17 protein-coding genes and 1 tRNA gene are annotated in these 16,320 nt (G+C 76.1%); 8 read left to right on the top strand and 10 right to left on the bottom strand.

Features of this window, described 5'->3' with window-relative positions:
• Positions 1-424 (top strand): hypothetical protein (locus MN205_RS12050; RefSeq protein WP_242125867.1); only part of this gene is annotated, 424 nt, incomplete at its 5' end.
• Positions 425-640: 216 nt separating this feature from the next.
• A complete protein-coding gene (locus MN205_RS12045) occupies positions 641-973 on the top strand; it encodes a hypothetical protein (RefSeq protein ID WP_242127546.1) in 333 nt (110 codons plus the stop codon).
• A gap of 37 nt (positions 974-1,010) precedes the next feature.
• Here the strand turns inward: MN205_RS12045 and MN205_RS12040 are convergent, their stop codons facing one another.
• The 3 genes from MN205_RS12040 to MN205_RS12030 form a co-directional block, all read right to left on the bottom strand.
• On the bottom strand, positions 1,011-1,481 hold the full coding sequence (locus MN205_RS12040) for a hypothetical protein (RefSeq protein ID WP_242127544.1): 471 nt from the start codon (positions 1,479-1,481) through the stop codon (positions 1,011-1,013).
• A 159-nt stretch (positions 1,482-1,640) separates the two neighbouring features.
• A tRNA-Met gene (locus tag MN205_RS12035) sits at positions 1,641-1,714 on the bottom strand.
• Positions 1,715-1,805: 91 nt separating this feature from the next.
• Entirely contained in the window at positions 1,806-4,850 is a 3,045-nt protein-coding gene (locus MN205_RS12030) for a UPF0182 family protein (protein ID WP_242127542.1), read from the bottom strand.
• A 199-nt stretch (positions 4,851-5,049) separates the two neighbouring features.
• On the opposite strand from MN205_RS12030, the gene MN205_RS12025 reads away from it, so the two are divergent.
• A complete protein-coding gene (locus tag MN205_RS12025) occupies positions 5,050-5,631 on the top strand; it encodes a PPA1309 family protein (RefSeq protein WP_242127539.1) in 582 nt (193 codons plus the stop codon).
• Positions 5,632-5,646: 15 nt separating this feature from the next.
• On the opposite strand, the gene MN205_RS21890 is transcribed toward MN205_RS12025, so the two are convergent.
• Positions 5,647-6,813, bottom strand: a complete 1,167-nt coding sequence (locus MN205_RS21890; RefSeq protein WP_242127537.1) for a PDZ domain-containing protein — start codon at positions 6,811-6,813, stop codon at positions 5,647-5,649.
• Positions 6,814-6,973: 160 nt separating this feature from the next.
• Here MN205_RS21890 and MN205_RS12015 point away from each other — a divergent pair, with 160 nt between their 5' ends.
• Complete coding sequence (locus tag MN205_RS12015) at positions 6,974-8,533, top strand: zinc-dependent metalloprotease (RefSeq protein WP_242127535.1); 1,560 nt, start codon at positions 6,974-6,976, stop codon at positions 8,531-8,533.
• 34 nt (positions 8,534-8,567) lie between these two features.
• Here the strand turns inward: MN205_RS12015 and MN205_RS12010 are convergent, their stop codons facing one another.
• Positions 8,568-9,233 (bottom strand): M48 family metallopeptidase, encoded by a 666-nt coding sequence (locus MN205_RS12010; protein ID WP_374115931.1) that lies wholly within the window; start codon positions 9,231-9,233, stop codon positions 8,568-8,570.
• A gap of 219 nt (positions 9,234-9,452) precedes the next feature.
• Between MN205_RS12010 and MN205_RS12005 the strand changes: the two genes are divergently transcribed.
• On the top strand, positions 9,453-9,611 hold the full coding sequence (locus tag MN205_RS12005; protein ID WP_242127531.1) for a DUF5679 domain-containing protein: 159 nt from the start codon (positions 9,453-9,455) through the stop codon (positions 9,609-9,611).
• A gap of 149 nt (positions 9,612-9,760) precedes the next feature.
• The gene (locus MN205_RS12000; protein WP_242127529.1) at positions 9,761-10,834 is read left to right on the top strand and encodes a hypothetical protein; all 1,074 of its coding nucleotides are present in this window, start codon (positions 9,761-9,763) and stop codon (positions 10,832-10,834) included.
• Between the two features lie 55 nt (positions 10,835-10,889).
• On the opposite strand, the gene MN205_RS11995 is transcribed toward MN205_RS12000, so the two are convergent.
• From MN205_RS11995 to MN205_RS11980, 4 genes are all read right to left on the bottom strand, one after another.
• A complete protein-coding gene (locus MN205_RS11995) occupies positions 10,890-11,138 on the bottom strand; it encodes a hypothetical protein (RefSeq protein ID WP_242127527.1) in 249 nt (82 codons plus the stop codon).
• 26 nt (positions 11,139-11,164) lie between these two features.
• Positions 11,165-11,554, bottom strand: a complete 390-nt coding sequence (locus MN205_RS11990) for a WhiB family transcriptional regulator (protein WP_374115920.1) — start codon at positions 11,552-11,554, stop codon at positions 11,165-11,167.
• A 114-nt stretch (positions 11,555-11,668) separates the two neighbouring features.
• Complete coding sequence (locus MN205_RS11985) at positions 11,669-11,938, bottom strand: hypothetical protein (protein ID WP_242127524.1); 270 nt, start codon at positions 11,936-11,938, stop codon at positions 11,669-11,671.
• Between the two features lie 165 nt (positions 11,939-12,103).
• A complete protein-coding gene (locus MN205_RS11980; protein WP_242127522.1) occupies positions 12,104-14,212 on the bottom strand; it encodes an ATP-dependent DNA helicase UvrD2 in 2,109 nt (702 codons plus the stop codon).
• Positions 14,213-14,393: 181 nt separating this feature from the next.
• On the opposite strand from MN205_RS11980, the gene MN205_RS11975 reads away from it, so the two are divergent.
• Together MN205_RS11975 and MN205_RS11970 are read left to right on the top strand one after the other, a co-directional pair.
• Complete coding sequence (locus tag MN205_RS11975; protein ID WP_242127912.1) at positions 14,394-14,618, top strand: mycoredoxin; 225 nt, start codon at positions 14,394-14,396, stop codon at positions 14,616-14,618.
• Positions 14,619-14,620: 2 nt separating this feature from the next.
• Positions 14,621-15,274, top strand: a complete 654-nt coding sequence (locus MN205_RS11970; RefSeq protein WP_242127520.1) for a hypothetical protein — start codon at positions 14,621-14,623, stop codon at positions 15,272-15,274.
• Between the two features lie 6 nt (positions 15,275-15,280).
• Here MN205_RS11970 and nudC read toward each other — a convergent pair whose 3' ends face one another.
• The gene (gene nudC / locus MN205_RS11965; RefSeq protein WP_242127518.1) at positions 15,281-16,309 is read right to left on the bottom strand and encodes an NAD(+) diphosphatase; all 1,029 of its coding nucleotides are present in this window, start codon (positions 16,307-16,309) and stop codon (positions 15,281-15,283) included.
• Positions 16,310-16,320 lie beyond the last annotated feature (11 nt).

The following is a 16,320-nucleotide window of genomic DNA, read 5'->3' as shown; positions in this document are numbered from 1 at the left end:
AGGCGGCCGCGGCACCCGACTCGCGCAACTGGTGCCGCTCGACCAGCCACCAGCTGACACGATCCTCACCGTGGACATCGTCGTCGAAGCGGGTGACCGGGAGCACGAGTGCTGCGGGGCCGCCATCGAACGCGACGACGTCGTCACCTTCGACTGCATCCACCACGTGGAGCCGGACGGCCGGGTGCGACTGATCGAGAGCCACCACGACCGCGGGACCAGCGAGCGGGTGAAGGGACGAGTCAGCGACATCCACGTCGTCCAGGACGCAGGAGCGAGCCGGCCGATCCTCCGCGTGCCCAGCGGCAGCGCCCTGCGCGGCTTCGACCCCGAGGACGACGGGCACCTGGAAGACCCCTGGACCGGCGAGGTGATCACCTCGGACAGCACCGACTTCCTCGTCACCGTTCGCACGAGCCGCTAGCTGCGCAGCGACCACCCGCACACGGCTCCCTTCCGTGTCACGGGCGGGGTCGAACGGGGGGCCTCGCGACCTCGCCGGCGGGTGGTGCCGATGAGTGCGGCGGGTCCGGGGAGCGGCTTCCCCGAAGAGCCGGTGGTGGGGTCCGAGTCGGTCGTGCCGCGTCCGCACCCTGCTCAGCTGAGCTCGGGGCGGCGCTGCTCACCGAGGAGGCCCGCAGTGGACGCCAGGAGCCCCAGGAACCAGCGCACAGCGTGGGCGTTGCTCGCCAGCGGCCTCCTGGGCACCGCCGGCTGCTCCGGCAGCGGGCAGATCGCCTACTCCAACGACGCCTCCACGACCGTCACGGTCCAGCTCGCCGAGGAGGACCTCGGCGACGTCACCTCCGGCGGCGGCGGCGTCATCCACACCGACGACTGCCTCGACGGGCCCGTCCACGTGACCTGCGAAGGCGGCGGGGTCATCGAACTGGCGGGACCGGTCTGTCCCGGACAGCAGCTGCTCATCCGGGACGAGACAGCGCGACTGGCGCAGCTGGACGGCACCGGCTGAACACCGCGCGGGGCGTTCCACCCCCGCTCGCAGCTGGTCATGCGCTGCCCGCGTCGGCGATGCGCCACGCCTCGGCACCGCCGTCGCGCACCAGGAGGTAGCCCCAGGCGGTCGGACCGTCCGGCATGCTCACGTCCGCACCGTGCAGCTCGAAGGTCACCGGCACGAAGACCGCCTGCGCGTGCTCCTGCGCGTGGCCCTCACCCGCTGCACCTTCCGCACCCGTCGTCGGCTGCGTGATCGCCTCGGACACCTCGACGTCCTCGATCGTCGGCGGGTCCGCCGCCCACTGGTCGCGCCCCGAGTACGGCTGGGTCGTCAGGGACGCCGCTGCGGCCTGGTGACCTCCCTGCAGAGCCCCCAGGTAGGTGCGCACCACGTCCTCGGGCGAGGTGGAGGCGTCGACCGTGGCGGCCCCCGGCGCCAGGGTGTCGCCCGGTGAGCCACCGCACGCCGGGAGCACGACGGCGCTCAGCGCCACGGCGACGAGGAGGGGAACCCGCTTCACCGTCTCAGTGCAGCAGCCGCGATCACGAGCAGGGAGCGGATCGCGCAGATGCACACCCGGCGTCCACACGACCCGTCGCTCCAGGACTCGGGGCGACGCACTGCCGGGACACGACGAAGGCCCCGGACCAGTCGGTCCGGGGCCTTCACCTTTCACGAGTAGCGGGGACAGGATTTGAACCTGCGACCTCTGGGTTATGAGCCCAGCGAGCTACCGAGCTGCTCCACCCCGCGTCGATGAGACGAGCTTACGTCACCGTGGACGCCGAGCCAAATCGAGGTGACACGGCGGGCCCGGACCTGCCGATCCGGGCCCGCCGGCACGTCAGGAGGCGGGCTCCTCGCCGAGCGTCGCCGGGTCCTGCGCGGCGCCGGAGGCGTTCTGCTCCAGCGCCTCCTGCGCGGCCGTGGCCGCCTCCACCGCCGCCCGCAGGCGGTCCTGCGCCTCGCCGTACGCCGCGAAGTCCTGCTGCGCCAGTGCCGCCGCCGACGCCTCGATCGCCTCGCGCGCCTGGGTCAGCGCCGCCTGCAGCTGCGCCTGCGGGTCGCCGTCCACCGGCGCCGGGGCGCCCGGCGACGGGCTGGGCGTCGGCTCCGGCGACGGGCCGCCGTCCTGCGCGGGTGTCTCGTCGACGGGCGCGACGCCCTCGTCACCGGCGGTCGCGCCGGAGTCCCCGCCGAACACGTCGTCCAGCGCCGCGTCCAGCGTGTCGGCGATGGCGATCTGGTCGCCGAACACCGCCACCACCTTGCGCAGCTGGGGGAAGGAGTTGTCGCCGGTGCTGCGCGCGTAGATCGGCTCCACGTACAGCAGCCCGCCGCCCACGGGCAGCGTCAGCAGGTTGCCGTAGATGACCTCCGAGCCCTGGCCGAGGCTCAGCAGGCGCACCTGCTCGGCGACCGCCGCGTTGGACTGGATGTCGTTCTGGATCTGCACCGGGCCGGCGATGACCGACGACTGCGGCAGCTCCAGCAGGCGGATCGTGCCGTAGCCCTCGCTCTTCTCCCCCGCCGTGGTGCCCGCGTCGGAGTCCACCGCCGCGAAGCCGGTGATGATCTGGCTGCTCGCGCCGCGGTTGTTGGACGTCGGCACGTACGTGGTGGTGAGGCTGAACGCCGGGTCGTCCTGACCGGGCATCTCCAGGGTCAGGTAGTACGGCGGCTGCGCCGGGCGCTGCTGGCCCTGCTGCACCTCGGAGGTCGGGTCGGCCGGCACCTCCCAGAAGTCCTGCCCCGTGAGGAAGGAGCGCGGGTCGGTGACGTGGTAGCGCGCCAGCACCTCGCGCTGCACCTTGAACATGTCCTGCGGGTAGCGCAGGTGGGCCATCAGGGAAGCGCTGATCTCCGACAGCGGCTCCACCGCGCCGGGGAACGCACCCATCCACGCCTGGAGCACCGGGTCGGTGTCGTCCCACTCGTACAGCGTCACCTCGCCCGAGTAGGCGTCCACGGTCGCCTTCACCGAGTTGCGCACGTAGTTCACCGTGCGGTCCTGCAGCGCCTGCACGCTCTGCGTCTGCGTCAGGGAGTCCACCGTCACCTCGCCCAGCCGGGTCGTCGAGGAGTAGGGGAAGGACGCGGACGTGGTGTAGGCGTCGAGGATCCACAGGACCCGCCCGTCCACGACGGCCGGGTAGGCGTCGCCGTCCAGGGTCAGCCAGGGCGCGACCTTCTCCACGCGCTCGCGCGGGGTGCGGTCGTACAGGATGCGCGAGTCCGGGTTGACCTGGTCGGACAGCAGGATGTTCTGGTCGGCGAACTTCAGGGCGTAGACCGCCTTGCGCAGCAGCCCGCCCACCGGCACGCCGCCCTCACCGGTGTAGGTGGTGCGGGCGTACCCCTCCGGGGAGTTGTCCGGGTAGTCGATCTCCACCGGGTCGCCGCCGCCGACGATCGAGTACGTGTCCGTCTGCTCGCCGAAGTAGATGCGCGGCTCGTACTCGCCCAGCTCACCCGTCGAGGGGATGTTGGCCTCGAAGTACGACGGGCGGCCGTCGGGGGCGCGCTCGTTGCCGCGGGCCGCGACGACGCCGTAGCCGTGGGTGTAGACGGTGTGCAGGTTGACCCAGGTGCGCTGCGAGTCGCTCAGGCCGTCGAGGTTCAGCTCACGGGCGGCGATCACGGTGTCCTGGGTGCTGCCGTCCTCGTCGAGCCGGTAGCGGTCCACGTCCAGCGGGTCGGGGAAGGCGTAGTAGTTGCGCTGCCCCTGGGTCTGGCGGAACGCCGTGGACACGACGTTGGGGTCCAGCAGGCGGATGCCGGGGATGGTCTCGGCGTCCCGCTGCAACTGGCCGGGCGTCACGGTCGTGTCGGGCTGGTAGTCGGTGGTCTCCGTGTCCGCGAGGTCGTAGGCGTCACGGGTGGCCTCGATGTTCCTGCCGACGAACTCGGCCTCCAGCGCCTGCCGGTTGGGGTTGACCTGGAAGCGCTGCACCGCCCACGGGTAGATGCCGCCGACCGCGATCGCACTGACCACCAGCAGGCCGGTGCCGATGGCCGGCAGCCGCCAGGAGGCGCCCGCCGCCGCCGCCACGAACAGCAGCGCCACGACCACCGCGATGATCGCCAGGATCGCCCTGGCCGGCAGGACCGCGTGCACCTCCGTGTAGGAGGGACCCACGACGTCGTCGATGCGGATGTTGCTCGACTCGCTGACCATGACCTCGTAGCGGTCCAGCCAGTAGCCCGCGCCGCGCAGCAGCAGGAACAGCGCCGCGAGCACCGCCAGGTGGATCCGGGCCTCACGGGTCGTGCGCGGCCCGCCGCCGGCCAGCCGCAGGCCGCCGTACAGGTAGTGGGTCGCCAGCGCCGCCAGGCCGGCCAGCACCACCGCCGCCGACAGGAAGCTCACGACGAAGGCCAGCCACGGCAGCGTGAAGACGTAGAAGCCCTGGTCGAGACCGAACTGCGCGTCCTGCTCACCGAAGGAGGTGCGGTTCCACCACAGCAGCAGCGACTCCCAGCGGCTCATCGCCACGGAGCCGCCGAACAGGGCCGCGGCCACCGAGAGCACCACCACGACGAGGCGCCGCAGCGGCTCCAGCGACTCGCGGTAGCGGTCCAGGCCCGCCTGCTCGGTGGAGATCGGCGCGTACACCGGCCGGGTGCGGTAGCCGATCGTCAGCGACACGGCCACGGCCGCGCCGAGCAGCAGCGCACCCACCGCGAAGAGCGCCAGCTGCAGCCACAGCTTCGTGGTGAACGTGGGCAGGAAGCCGAGCTGGCTGAACCACCACACGTCGGTGGCGATGCGGGCACCGATGACGACGGCCACGACGAGGCCGGCCAGGACGAGCACCGTGGGCAGCGCTGCACCGCGACGTCGACGTCGCAGCACCGGCCGCGGGGGGCGGCGAGAAGGAAAGCTCACGACCACGCAACGCGCGGACGGCCGACCGGGTGCCCGGACGTGCGGAACGTCACCTGACCGTCACCGTTCGCCCCGCCCGGCGGCCCCGCACGGCCCCCTCGCGCACCCCTCGGCCGCCCGTCCCCCGGTGGGGGTACGGCGTTCCCCGGACGCGCGCGCGGTGGCCGGGCGCACCGGGGGGCGTGCCACCATCGGGGCCGTGAACGAGCCCGTCCCGCCCACCACCGCACCCGCCCCGGCATCCAGCTCCCTGTGGCGCACCGTCGCCGAGATCGAGCGCTACGTGGCCACCGACGGGTGGGGTGCACCGCTGCGACTGTTCGCCCTCGTCCGCACCGCCGACGCGCTCGAGCGCGACCCGCAGCTCGCCCAGCGCCTGCCCGAGAACGTCGTGGCCGAGGCGCGCGCCGACACCGGGCACCTGACCTCCGTGGAGCAGGACGGCCTGCCCGACGTCACCGACCTCGACGAGCTCCTCGGCCAGCTCGCCTGGCCGCACGGCGTCGACGGTGCCGCGCTGGTCGTCGAGCGCATCCTCGTGCCGCCGGACGCCGAGACCGAGGTGCGCGCCGCGACCCCGGCCGACGACGAGGCCCGCGCGACCGCGCTGGCCGCGCACCCGCTGGCCGAGGACGTGCGCATCGCCGTCGGCGTGCTGCGCGACGGCAGCCACGAGTGCGCCGTGCGCTCGCGCTCGAAGGACTCCGACGGCGAGGTCGCCACCGGCGCCGACCTGGTGCCCGGGCTGGTCAGCGCCCTGCAGGCGACCCTGCAGGAGTGAGGCCGGGGCGGGGGGTCAGCCGGCGGTGGCGATCTGCGCGCAGGTGGCCACCTCGGCGCCCCGGCCCTCACCGATGGCCTCCACCGCGGTGCGGGCCTCGTGCAGCGTGCGCACGCCCACCACGGTGATCCCCTCGGGCGCGACACCGGCGACCTCCCCGCACTCCTGGGCCGGCGCCAGGAACCACTCCGCCCCGGCGCGCTGCGCCCCGACCACCTTCTGGCGCAGGCCGCCGATCGGCAGGACCGTGCCGTCCGCGCGGATCGCCCCCGTCCCGGCGACGTGCTCGCCACCGGTCAGGGCACCCGGGGTGAGCAGGTCCACCACCGCCAGAGCGAACACCGTGCCCGCGCTGGGCCCGCCGATGTCCTCGATGGCGATGTCCACCTCGACCGGGGAGTCGTACTCGACGTCCGGCACGATCCCCAGCAGCGTCTCCCCCTCGGGGGCGTAGGTGCTGGTGGTGACCTCGCGCGGCTCGCCGCCGCGCGTGATCCCCAGGCGGACCTCCGCGCCCGCGGGCAGCGCGCTCACCGCCGCCTTCAGCGCCTCGAAGTCCGTCACCTCGGCACCGTCCACGGAGGTGACGACGTCGCCGGGGCGCAGCACGCCGGCGGCCGGGGCGGCCGGGGCGACCTCCTGCACGCGGCGGGTGGTCCTCGCGGTCACGTCGATGCCCAGCTCGGTGAGGGCGGCGACCTCCGCCGCCTCCTGCGAACCGGCCATCTCGGCGGCGCTGGCGGCGTCCGCCTCCTCCCGCGTCGTGCGCGGGGAGTAGTAGAGCTCCCGGGGCACCACGGACACGTCCGGGTCGCGCCAGGCCACGAGCGCCTCCCACAGCGACTGCTCCAGACCGGGCCCGCCGCGCAGCGACACCGTCGTCAGGTCCAGGCTGCCGTCGGTCGGGTACGTCGGCGCCCCGGAGACCTCGACGAGGACCTGCTCGTCCCCCTGCGCCCCGCCCTGCCCCCCGGTCTGCTCGCCTGCCGCGGGGAGCACGTCGCGCACCGGGCCGGGGCTGAGGCTGACGTACGGCACCTCGAGCACGCCCACCAGCGCCACCAGCGCCACCGCGCAGAAGGACGACACCGCCAGCAGCACCCCGCGCGGGGAGGCGCCGCGACGCTCCGCGCCCACCCCGCCCGGCTCGGGCTCGGGCTCGGGCGACGTCGCGGGTGGCACGCGAGCACCCTACGGGCCCCGCCGGCCGCGGGCCCCGCCGCGCGTTCGCCGGGGGCGATCACGGGGGTGCGGGCGGAACCACGCCGGGCGGCCGCTCGTCGCTGTCCCCGAGGGAGGGCCAGAATGGGTCCGCACCCGGCGGACGATGCGGAGGATCACCGTGGACCAGCGAGGCGACCAGGACCCCCAGGGGCCCGACGACGGCCGGGACGACGAGACCCAGGGCGAGGAGCGCGGCGCCTCCGGCGCCGAACCCGAGCAGGGCGGGGACGGCCAGCCCGGCTTCCGGCCCTCCGGGACGCCCGGCAAGGCCCCCGGGCAGGGCGGCAGCGGCAACCCCCTGGAGGACCTGCTCGGCCCGCTCCTGGGCGGCCTCGGCGGTCAGGGCGGCGCCGGTGCCGGCGGGTTCCCGGGGCTGCCCGGCGGCTTCCCCGGCGGGATCCCCGGCCTGGGCGACGGCCCGCTGGACCCGGCGCTCATGGGCCAGGTGCTCGCGCAGCTGCAGAAGTTCCTGTCCACGCCCTCCGACGCGCCCGTGAACTGGGACGTCGCCCACGACCTGGCGCGGCAGGCCGCCGCGCAGGCCGGCGACCCCACCCCCGGCGACGCGGAACGCCGCGCCGTCGAGGACGCCCTGCGGGTGGCGGACCTGTGGCTGGACGGCGTCACCGACCTCGAGCAGGCCCCCACCACGCCCGAGGCGTGGAGCCGCGCCGACTGGGTCGAGCGCACCATGCCGGTGTGGCGCCAGCTCGTGGAGCCCGTGGCCACGAACGTGGCGAACGCCATGGGCGAGGCGATGGCCGCGCAGGCCCCGCCGGAGATGGCGGCGATGCTCGGCTCGGCGGGCGCGATGCTGCGCCAGGTCGGTGGGGGCGTCTTCGGCATGCAGGTCGGGCAGGCGATCGGCACCCTCGCCGGCGAGGTCCTGAGCACCACCGACATCGGGCTGCCGCTGGCCCCCGGCGGGCGCGCCGCGCTGCTGCCGGCGGGCGTGAGCGCCTTCGCCGAGGGGCTGGAGGTGCCGCTGGACGAGGTGCGCCGCTACCTGGCGCTGCGCGAGGCCGCCCACCAGCGGCTGTTCGCGCACGTGCCGTGGCTGCGCTCGCACCTGCTGGGCAGCGTGGAGTCCTTCGCCCGCGGCATCTCCGTGGACGCCGAGCGCATCGCGGAGGCCGCCCGCTCGGTGGACCCCGCGAACCCGGAGTCGCTGCAGGAGGCCCTCGGGTCGGGCATCTTCGAACCGGAGAGCACCCCCGCGCAGAAGGTCGCCCTCGTGCGGCTGGAGACGGCGCTGGCCCTGGTGGAGGGCTGGGTGGACCACGTCACCGACGAGGCCGCCGGTCGCGTCCTGCCGCACGCGGCGGCGCTGCGCGAGACCGTGCGCCGGCGCCGCGCCACCGGTGGTCCCGCCGAGCACGCCTTCGCGGTGCTGGTCGGCCTGGAGCTGCGCCCGCGCCGCGCCCGGGAGGCGGCCGCGCTGTGGGAGCAGCTGCTGGCGCGCGGCGACCGCGCGGCCCGCGACGCGGTGTGGGACCACCCCGACCTCCTGCCGACGGCCGAGGACCTCGACGACGTCGCCGGGTTCGTCGAGCGCCGCCTCAGCGGCGGACCGCGCCGGGACGAGGACGAGATGGACGCCGCGCTGCGCGACCTGCTGGACGGCCCCAGCGGCGAGGAGCCCGGCGGCGAACCCGGCGGCGAACCCCGCGAGGGCTGATCCGGGGCCCTGCGGGGAGGGGCCGGTCCGGCCGTCAGCCGGTGCTGCGGGCGGGACCGGCCCTCCCGGCCGGGTGGTCCGCGCCCTCCCCCAGCCCGCCCGCAGCGGCGGCGTCCCCCGGGGCGCCGTCCGCGGCGGGCGCGTCGTCGGCCTCCGCGTCGGGGTCGAGACCGGCCGCGTGGTCCAGGCCGGCCAGGAAGCCCCGGGCGCGCTCGGTGCGCGGGTACTCCTCCAGCAGTCGCCAGAACGCGCGCGAGTGCGTCGGCACGATCAGGTGCGCGAGCTCGTGCAGCAGGACGTAGTCGAGGACCCAGCCGGGCACGCCCTGCAGGCGCGTGGACAGGCGGATGCTGGCGTCGGCGGGCGTGCACGAGCCCCAGCGGTGCTGCTGGTTGTCCACCCACGTCACCGACGCGGGCCGCGCCAGGGCCTCCAGGTGGCGGCGCGAGAGTTCCTGCGCCCGCTCCAGCAGGTCCTCCTCGCCGGGGTTGCGGCGGCGGTCGGCCGCGTCCAGGCGGGAGACCATCCGCTCGACCCACTCGCGTTCCTCCGCGCGCGAGAAGCGGGCCGGGATGAGGACCACCGTGCGGTCGCCGTCGCGGTAGGCGGACACGGTGCGCGAGCGGCGGCGGCTGCGGCGCACGTCGACGCCCGCGACCGGCTCGACGGCAGCCCGGGTCCCCCCGGCGACCGTGACCACGGCCCCGTCGGCTGCCCCCGGCTGGTCGGCCTCCACCCGGGCAAGGTACCGTGCGCGCCCCGTCCTGGGGAGGGGTCGCGTCCTCTCCCCGCTATCGCCCGCGCCCCGGCGTGCCCGGGCGTGTCCAGCGCCGACGCGCCGCGGGGGCTCGCTGGGGGCACCATGCCCTGGGAGCCGCCGGAGAGCCCGGTGGCCGCCCGGACACCGAGGAGGCGCACCGTGGCCGACACCTACCAGGGCGAGTTCTACTGCGTGAAGTGCAAGGAGAAGCGGCAGGCCGAGGGGCAGGTCGTGGAGACCAACGGCCGCCGCATGGCCAAGGGGCAGTGCCCCGTGTGCGGGACGAACCTCAACCGCATCCTCGGCAAGGCCTCCTGAGGCGCACCGCGCCCCGGCCTTGCCCCGGCCTCGCCCCAGCGCGGGCCGGCGGGCACCGGTCGGGCGCGGGCCGGGTGCGGGAACGCGCCGGGACGGGCGCCTGTGGACGACGTCGCAGCGCGCTGCGCGCGCTGGGGCAGGGTGAGCGCGTGGCACCGGTTCCCGTCAGCAGTCCGCACGGCCTCCCCCTCGCCCGCCGCCCCGGTGGGCGGCTGCAGGTCGGCTCCTCCCCGCGCAGCGGCAGCGTCGCCGGCCCGTTCGCGGAGGCCGACCTGGCGGCGCTGCTGGCCCCCGGGGGCACCGGCGCCGTGGTGCGGCGCACCCAGCGGGTGCTCGACGACCTCGTCGCCGTCGGCGCCGTCCCGGCGGGGCGGGTGCGCTCCGGCGCGCAGGCGGTGGCGACCGCGCCGGCGACCGCGGCCTGGGGCCCGGACGCCGCGGCGTGGGCCGCCTACGACCCGCGAGGCCCTGCCGCACCGGAGCGACTGGCGGGCCGGCGAGCGGCAGCGGTGGCGGTCGTCGGCTGCGGGCGCACGGGGGCGGCCCTGCTGTCCGCGCTGGCGGCCGCGGGTGTGGGTGGCCTGGTGGCCGAGGACCCGGCTCCCGTGGTGGCCGGGGACCGCTCCTGGACGGGTGAGCGACCCGGGGGGACGGGCGAACCGCGGGGCGCCGCGGCGCAGCGCCGCGCCCGGCGGGTGGCGCAGCAGCTCCTGCCGCAGGGCCCGGCCGGCCGGGGGGACCCCGACGGCGCGGACCTCGTGGTGCTCGTGGACCACCACGCCGCCGACGCGGTGGCCGCGGACGGCCTGGTGGCCGAGGGGGTGCCGCACCTGTCGGTGGTGCTGCGCGACACCGACGCGCTCGTGGGTCCGCTCGTCCTGCCGGGCACCACGCCGTGCCTGCGCTGCCTGGACCTGCACCGCACCGACGCCGACGCCGGCTGGCCCGGCGTGCGGGACCGGTTCACACGGGTTCCCGCGGTCGCCGAGGAGACCGCGACCGCGTCGGCGCTGGCGGGCCTGGCCGCCCTGCAGGTGCTCACGCACCTGGACGGGGGCCGGCCCGCCGCGCTCGGCGCGACGCTGGAACTGCTGCTGCCCGAGGGCGTGGTGCAGCAGCGGCGGTGGTCACCGCACCCGCAGTGCGGCTGCCTGGACCTGCCGGTCCCCGCGGCGGACCGGACGGAGGCCCGGACGGCGGGTCCGGAGCCCGTGGCCGGCTGAGGGGCGCGGAGCGCGGGCCGGGCGCGGTCCCCGGCCCGTCGCGCCCCGCGGCCCGTCAGACGCGCGCGGTGCGTTCGGCCCCGCCGGCCAGGGCCAGCAGGGCCCGGTCGGCGAGGTCGGCCGGCTGGGCCAGCTCGGCCAGGCGCGCGAGCCGCTCGGCGCGGCGGGCGGCGACCTCCGCCCGCCGGCGGGCCCGCAGCGCCCGCACGAGGCGGACGCGCTCCGCGGTGCGTTGCGCCTCGGCGACGCGTTCGCGGAACAGGGCTTCTTCGACGTACGACATCTCGTCCCTCCTGGGGATCACGGGTTCTCCTGCTGTCGCCGGTGCGTTCACGCGGCGACGGGGTGCTTGCGGGGACGGCCGCGCGGGCGCTTGCGGGCCACCACGACGCCGGCGAGGACGAGCTGGCCGCCCCACACGCCCCACGGCTCGGCCCGCTCGAGCGCCCCGGCGAGGCACGCGGCCTGCAGCGGGCAGTCGGCGCACAGCGACTTGGCCAGCTCGACGTCTGCCGGCGACTCGGCGAACCAGAGCTCGGAGTCGTAGCGGCGACAGGGCAGGGGGTCGGGTGCGTGGCGGCGCTGCACGCCGCTCACCTCCTTCTGACGGGCGGTGGTGTGACGGGCGGTGGTGCTCGCGGGCTGGGGGCGGTGGCGGGTGCCGTGGTGCTGAACGGCACGGTCCTGGGGCTGCCGGTTCGGGGTGGTGCGCACGGTCATCTCTCTGGGTTCTCTGCGAGGCGGTGGTACTGCCGGGAAGGAGAGCCCGCAGACGCAGAAAGGCCGCGGACCCGAGGTGTCGGGATCCGCGGCCTGGAGAGCGCCGGTCTGTGGCTAGACCGGTGGACTCGTGGTCGTGGTCCCCGAGGACGGGACGGTGGAACGGGTGGCGGTGGCCGCGAAGAACCCCTCGCCGCGCAGGAGGTAGGCCTCCACGCCGCCGCGCAGGCGCACGGCGGGGGCGTCCAGACGCACTCCACCCGTGGTCAGGACCGGGGTGGAGGCGTGGCTGCGCTGCCAGGTGGCGGCGGAACGACGCGGGGCAGCGGGCATCGCGCCGAACGCGGTGCGCGTGGCGTCGTTCGCGATCGTGGTGCTGTCCATCGGTGCTGCCCTCCTCCCCGCTGTCCGCGGTGTGATGCGCTTCACGCGCTGTCGTGATCCGACTCTAGGGGCACCCACCCGGGCGCCACAACGCCTTTTTCCGCCCTGAGCGGACAGTGCACCACCGGGGCGACGGAACCGTTGCGGCGCAACGGCTCTGTCGCGTCAGCCGGCGCTCAGGACCTCCAGGACGTCCTCGCCGTACTTCTCCAGCTTCGCCGGACCCACCCCCGGGATGCGCGCCAGGGCCCCGGTGTCGGCCGGCATCGCCTCGGCGATGGCGGTGAGCGTGGCGTCGGTGAACACCACGTACGCCGGCACCGACGCCGCCCGGCTGGTGCCCGCCCGCCACTCGCGCAACCGCTCGTAGACCGCCTCGTCGTAGCTGGAGGGGCAGTCCGCGCAGCGGCCCAGCTTGCGCTCCACCGCGCCCGTCAGCGACGCCCCGCACACCCGGCACAGCACCGGGCCGGAGCGCTTGGCCGACCGCGGGGACGCCGAGCGCCCGCGCGCGGTGGCACCGCCGGCGCTCTCCGGCCGCAGGTTGTCCAGGAACCGCGAGGGCTTGCGGCCGGCCCGCCCGCCCGGGGTGCGGGCGTTCGCCCACGAGATGTGCACCGCCTCGCGGGCGCGGGTGACGCCCACGTACAGCAGCCGGCGCTCCTCCTCCACCTCGTCGGGGGTCTCGGCGAAGGAGATCGGCAGCAGGCCCTCGCTGACGCCGACGAGGTGCACGACGTCCCACTCCAGGCCCTTGGCGGCGTGGAAGGAGGCCAGCGTCACCCCGTCCACCGTGGGGGCGTGCTGCGCGGAGGCGCGCTCGGACAGCTCCTCGACCAGGTCGGTCAGCTGCGCACCCGGGCGGGTCGCGGCCAGCTCGTCGGCCAGCACCACCAGCGCCTGCAGCGACTCCCAGCGCTCGCGCACCGACCCCGCCGCGCTGGGGGCGCGCTCGGCCCAGCCCGCGGACGACAGCACCGCGCGCACCTCGGCGCCCAGGTCGTGCCCGGGCAGCGCCGCCCGCGTGGCACCGCGCAGCAGCACCACCGCGTCGCGGACCTCCTTGCGCGAGAAGAACCGCTCCCCGCCGCGCACGACGTACCCCACGCCCGCGTCGGCGAGCGCCGACTCCAGCGCCTGCGACTGCCCGTTGGTGCGGAAGAGCACGGCGACGTCCTTGGCGCTGCGCCCGGCGCGCACCTCCGCGGCGATGCGGGCCGCGACCCCGGAGGCCTCGGCGACGTCGTCGTCGTAGGCGGTGAAGGTGGGCGGCGGGCCGGAGGGGCGCTGCGCGATGAGCTCCAGGCGGGCGCGGGCGTGCCGGCCGGTGGCCGTGGACAGCACCGAGTTGGCCAGGCCCACGACCTCGGGGGTGGAGCGGTAGTCGCGCACCAGCTTCACCACGGTGGCTCCGGGGTGGCGGCGCGGGAAGTCCAGCAGGTGGTCGGGGGTGGCGCCGGCGAAGGAGTAGATCGTCTGGCTCGCGTCACCCACCACGCACAGGTCCTCGCGCTCGCCGAGCCAGAGGTCCAGCAGGCGCTGCTGCAGCGGGGAGACGTCCTGGTACTCGTCGACGACGAAGTGCCGGTACTGCTGGCGCACCGTGGCGGCCACGTCCGGGCGCTCGTCGAGGATGCCCGCCGTCAGCAGCAGCACGTCCTCGAAGTCGATGACGGCACGGTCGGTCTTGACCTCCTCGTAGGTGCGCACCAGCCGCGCCACCGTCGGCAGGTCCAGGCCGCCCGGCTCGCCCCGGCCGGCGCGCGTGGCGGCCGCGACGTAGTCGTCGGGGTCCACGAGCATGACCTTCGTCCACTCCACCTCGGCGGCGAGGTCGCGCACGCGGGCGCGGTCGGACTGCAGGCGCAGGCGGTTGCAGGCGTCGGCCACCAGCGGCGCCTTGTGCTCGGCCAGGTTCGGCAGGCTCCCGCCGATGGACTGCGGCCAGAAGAACTGCAGCTGGCGCAGCGCCGCGGCGTGGAAGGTGCGCGCCTGCACACCGGCCACGCCCAGGTCCCGCAGGCGGGTGCGCATCTCGCCGGCCGCGCGCGCCGTGAAGGTCACCGCCAGCACCCGGTTGGGCACGTAGGCGCCGGAGTGCACCCCGTAGGCGATTCGGTGCGTGATGGCCCGCGTCTTGCCGGTGCCGGCACCGGCGAGCACGCACACGGGGCCGTCGAGCGTCGTCGCCACCTGGCGCTGCTCGGGGTCGAGGCCCTCGAGCACGGAGTCGGCGGACGGGGCGGCGGGGCGGAGGTCGGGCGCGGTCGTCATGGCGGGGGACATCCTGCCAAGCGCAGCGGACAACCGGGTGCAGGCGCCGCCCCGGCCCTGTGGACGCCCGGCCGGGAAGAGAGCCCGTGGACGCGCGGTTGCAGCCCCCGGAGCGGGAACCACCCGCGACGGAGGAGGAGCAGTGGCGACGATCGAGGCGCCGGCCGCGGGCAGCGTGACCATGTTCACCACCACGTGGTGCGGGTACTGCCGCCGGCTGAAGTCCCAGATGGACCGCGAGGGCATCAGCTACTCGGAGGTCAACATCGAGGACGTCCCGGACGCGGCCGAGTACGTCATGCAGGTCAACGGCGGCAACCAGACCGTGCCGACCCTGCTCTTCCCCGACGGCTCCGCCGCCACCAACCCCTCCCTCGCCGAGGTCAAGGCGCGCCTGGGCGCCTGAGCGTGACGCGCACCACCCGCGGGGGCACGCCTCCCGCCCACCGGCCCACCAGCCCCGCGGAGTTCGCGGGGCGGTGGGCCGCGTCGCTGCCGGCGGGCGCGCGCGTCGGCGTGGACGGCGCCGTGGACGCCGACACCGGCTGGTACGCGCAGCACCTCGCCGGCGCGCTGCGCGCGCTGGCCCGCCCGGTCCTCCTCGCGACCTGGAGCGGTTTCTGGCGGCCGCGCTCGCTGCGCCTCGAGCACGGACGCGACGACCCGGACGCCTTCCACGACGCCTGGCTGGACGTCGCCGGCCTGCACCGGGAGGTCCTGGAGCCGCTCGGTGAGCGCACCGGCCGCCGGTGGGTGCCGTCCCTGCACGACCCGGCGACCGACCGGGCCTCCCGCGCCCCGCGCGAAGCAGTGCCCGACGAGGCCGTGCTCGTGTTCGCCGGGCCCTTCCTGCTGCGCGAGGACCTGCGGCGGGGCTTCGACGCGGTGGTGCACCTGGTCACCTCCGACGCGGCGGTGCGCCGGCGGGTGGACGCCGCCGACGCCGAGCGGGTCCTGGGCGGCTGGCACCGCTACCTGGCGGAGTCCCGGCCCGTCGAGCGGGCCCACGCGGTGCTGCGCTGCGAGGACCCGCGCCACCCCGCCGAGCTCGTGCGCGGCTGAACCGCCTCAGGTCCAGGCGTCGTCGCCCGGCACCGGCAGGGGTCCGCCGAACCACGCCTCGATGAGCCGTCGGGCGATCGAGACCGCCGGCGGCGGCAGCACCCGGCCCGCGCGCACCTCCTCCGCGAGCTCGTCGCGGGTGAACCAGCGCGCCAGGGCGATCTCCTCGCCGTCGACCCGGATGTCCGTGGTGAGCGCGCGAGCGACGAAGCCCACCATGAGGGAGGCGGGGAACGGCCACGGCTGGCTGCCCAGGTAGCGCACGTCCTCCGGGTCCGGGCCGACGACGACGCCCGCCTCCTCCAGCACCTCCCGGCGCACGGTGTCCTCGAAGCACTCGCCGGGTTCCACGAACCCCGCCAGCACCGAGTAGCGGTTCGCCGGCCACACCGGCTGGTGGCCCAGCAGCAGCCGGTCGTCCGGGTCGACCACCGCCATGATCACGGCTGCGTCGGTGCGCGGGAAGTGCTCCTTGCCGCCCGGCTCGGTCTTCACCCAGCCCGCCGACGCCGGCGTCAGCGGCTCCCCGGTGCGGGGCGAGAAGCGCGTGACGGCGTGCCAGTTGCCCATCGAGACGGCCTCGGTGAGCAGGCCGGCGTCCCGGTCGCCGAGGACGTCGCCGACCTCCCGCAGCCCCCGCCACTCCTCGTCGCCCGCCGAGCCGTCGGCGACCTCCGGCTCCGCATCGGCGGAGACCACCGCCACGAACTCCGCCTCCCCGTCGGTGCCCAGGTACAGCACGAGGTCCTCCGGTCCCGGTGCCGGCACCTCGCCCGGCGCGCGCAGCACCAGCTCCAGCCCTCGCGCCGTGCGCACCACCGGGGCGCGGCCGGCGTGCACCCGCAGCACCCGCGTGCCCGGCGCGGACCACGCCCGCTCCAGCAGAGCGGGGTCGGCCCGGCGCGCACCGGCGCGGTCCAGGCGCTGGCGCGAGAGGGCCAGGTCGCGCAGCGGCGGGGCCGGCAGCGCCACCCGGGCGGGTCGCGCGGGCTTTCCGGGCTCGGCGCCGGGGGCGCCGACGGCGTGGGAGGTCACCGCTCCACCCT

The organism is Kineococcus sp. TRM81007 (genome assembly GCF_022669155.1).
Lineage (GTDB): Bacteria > Actinomycetota > Actinomycetes > Actinomycetales > Kineococcaceae > Kineococcus.
The sequence above is the reverse complement of the archived record's forward strand: the minus strand, read 5'-3'. Positions and strand labels throughout refer to the sequence as shown.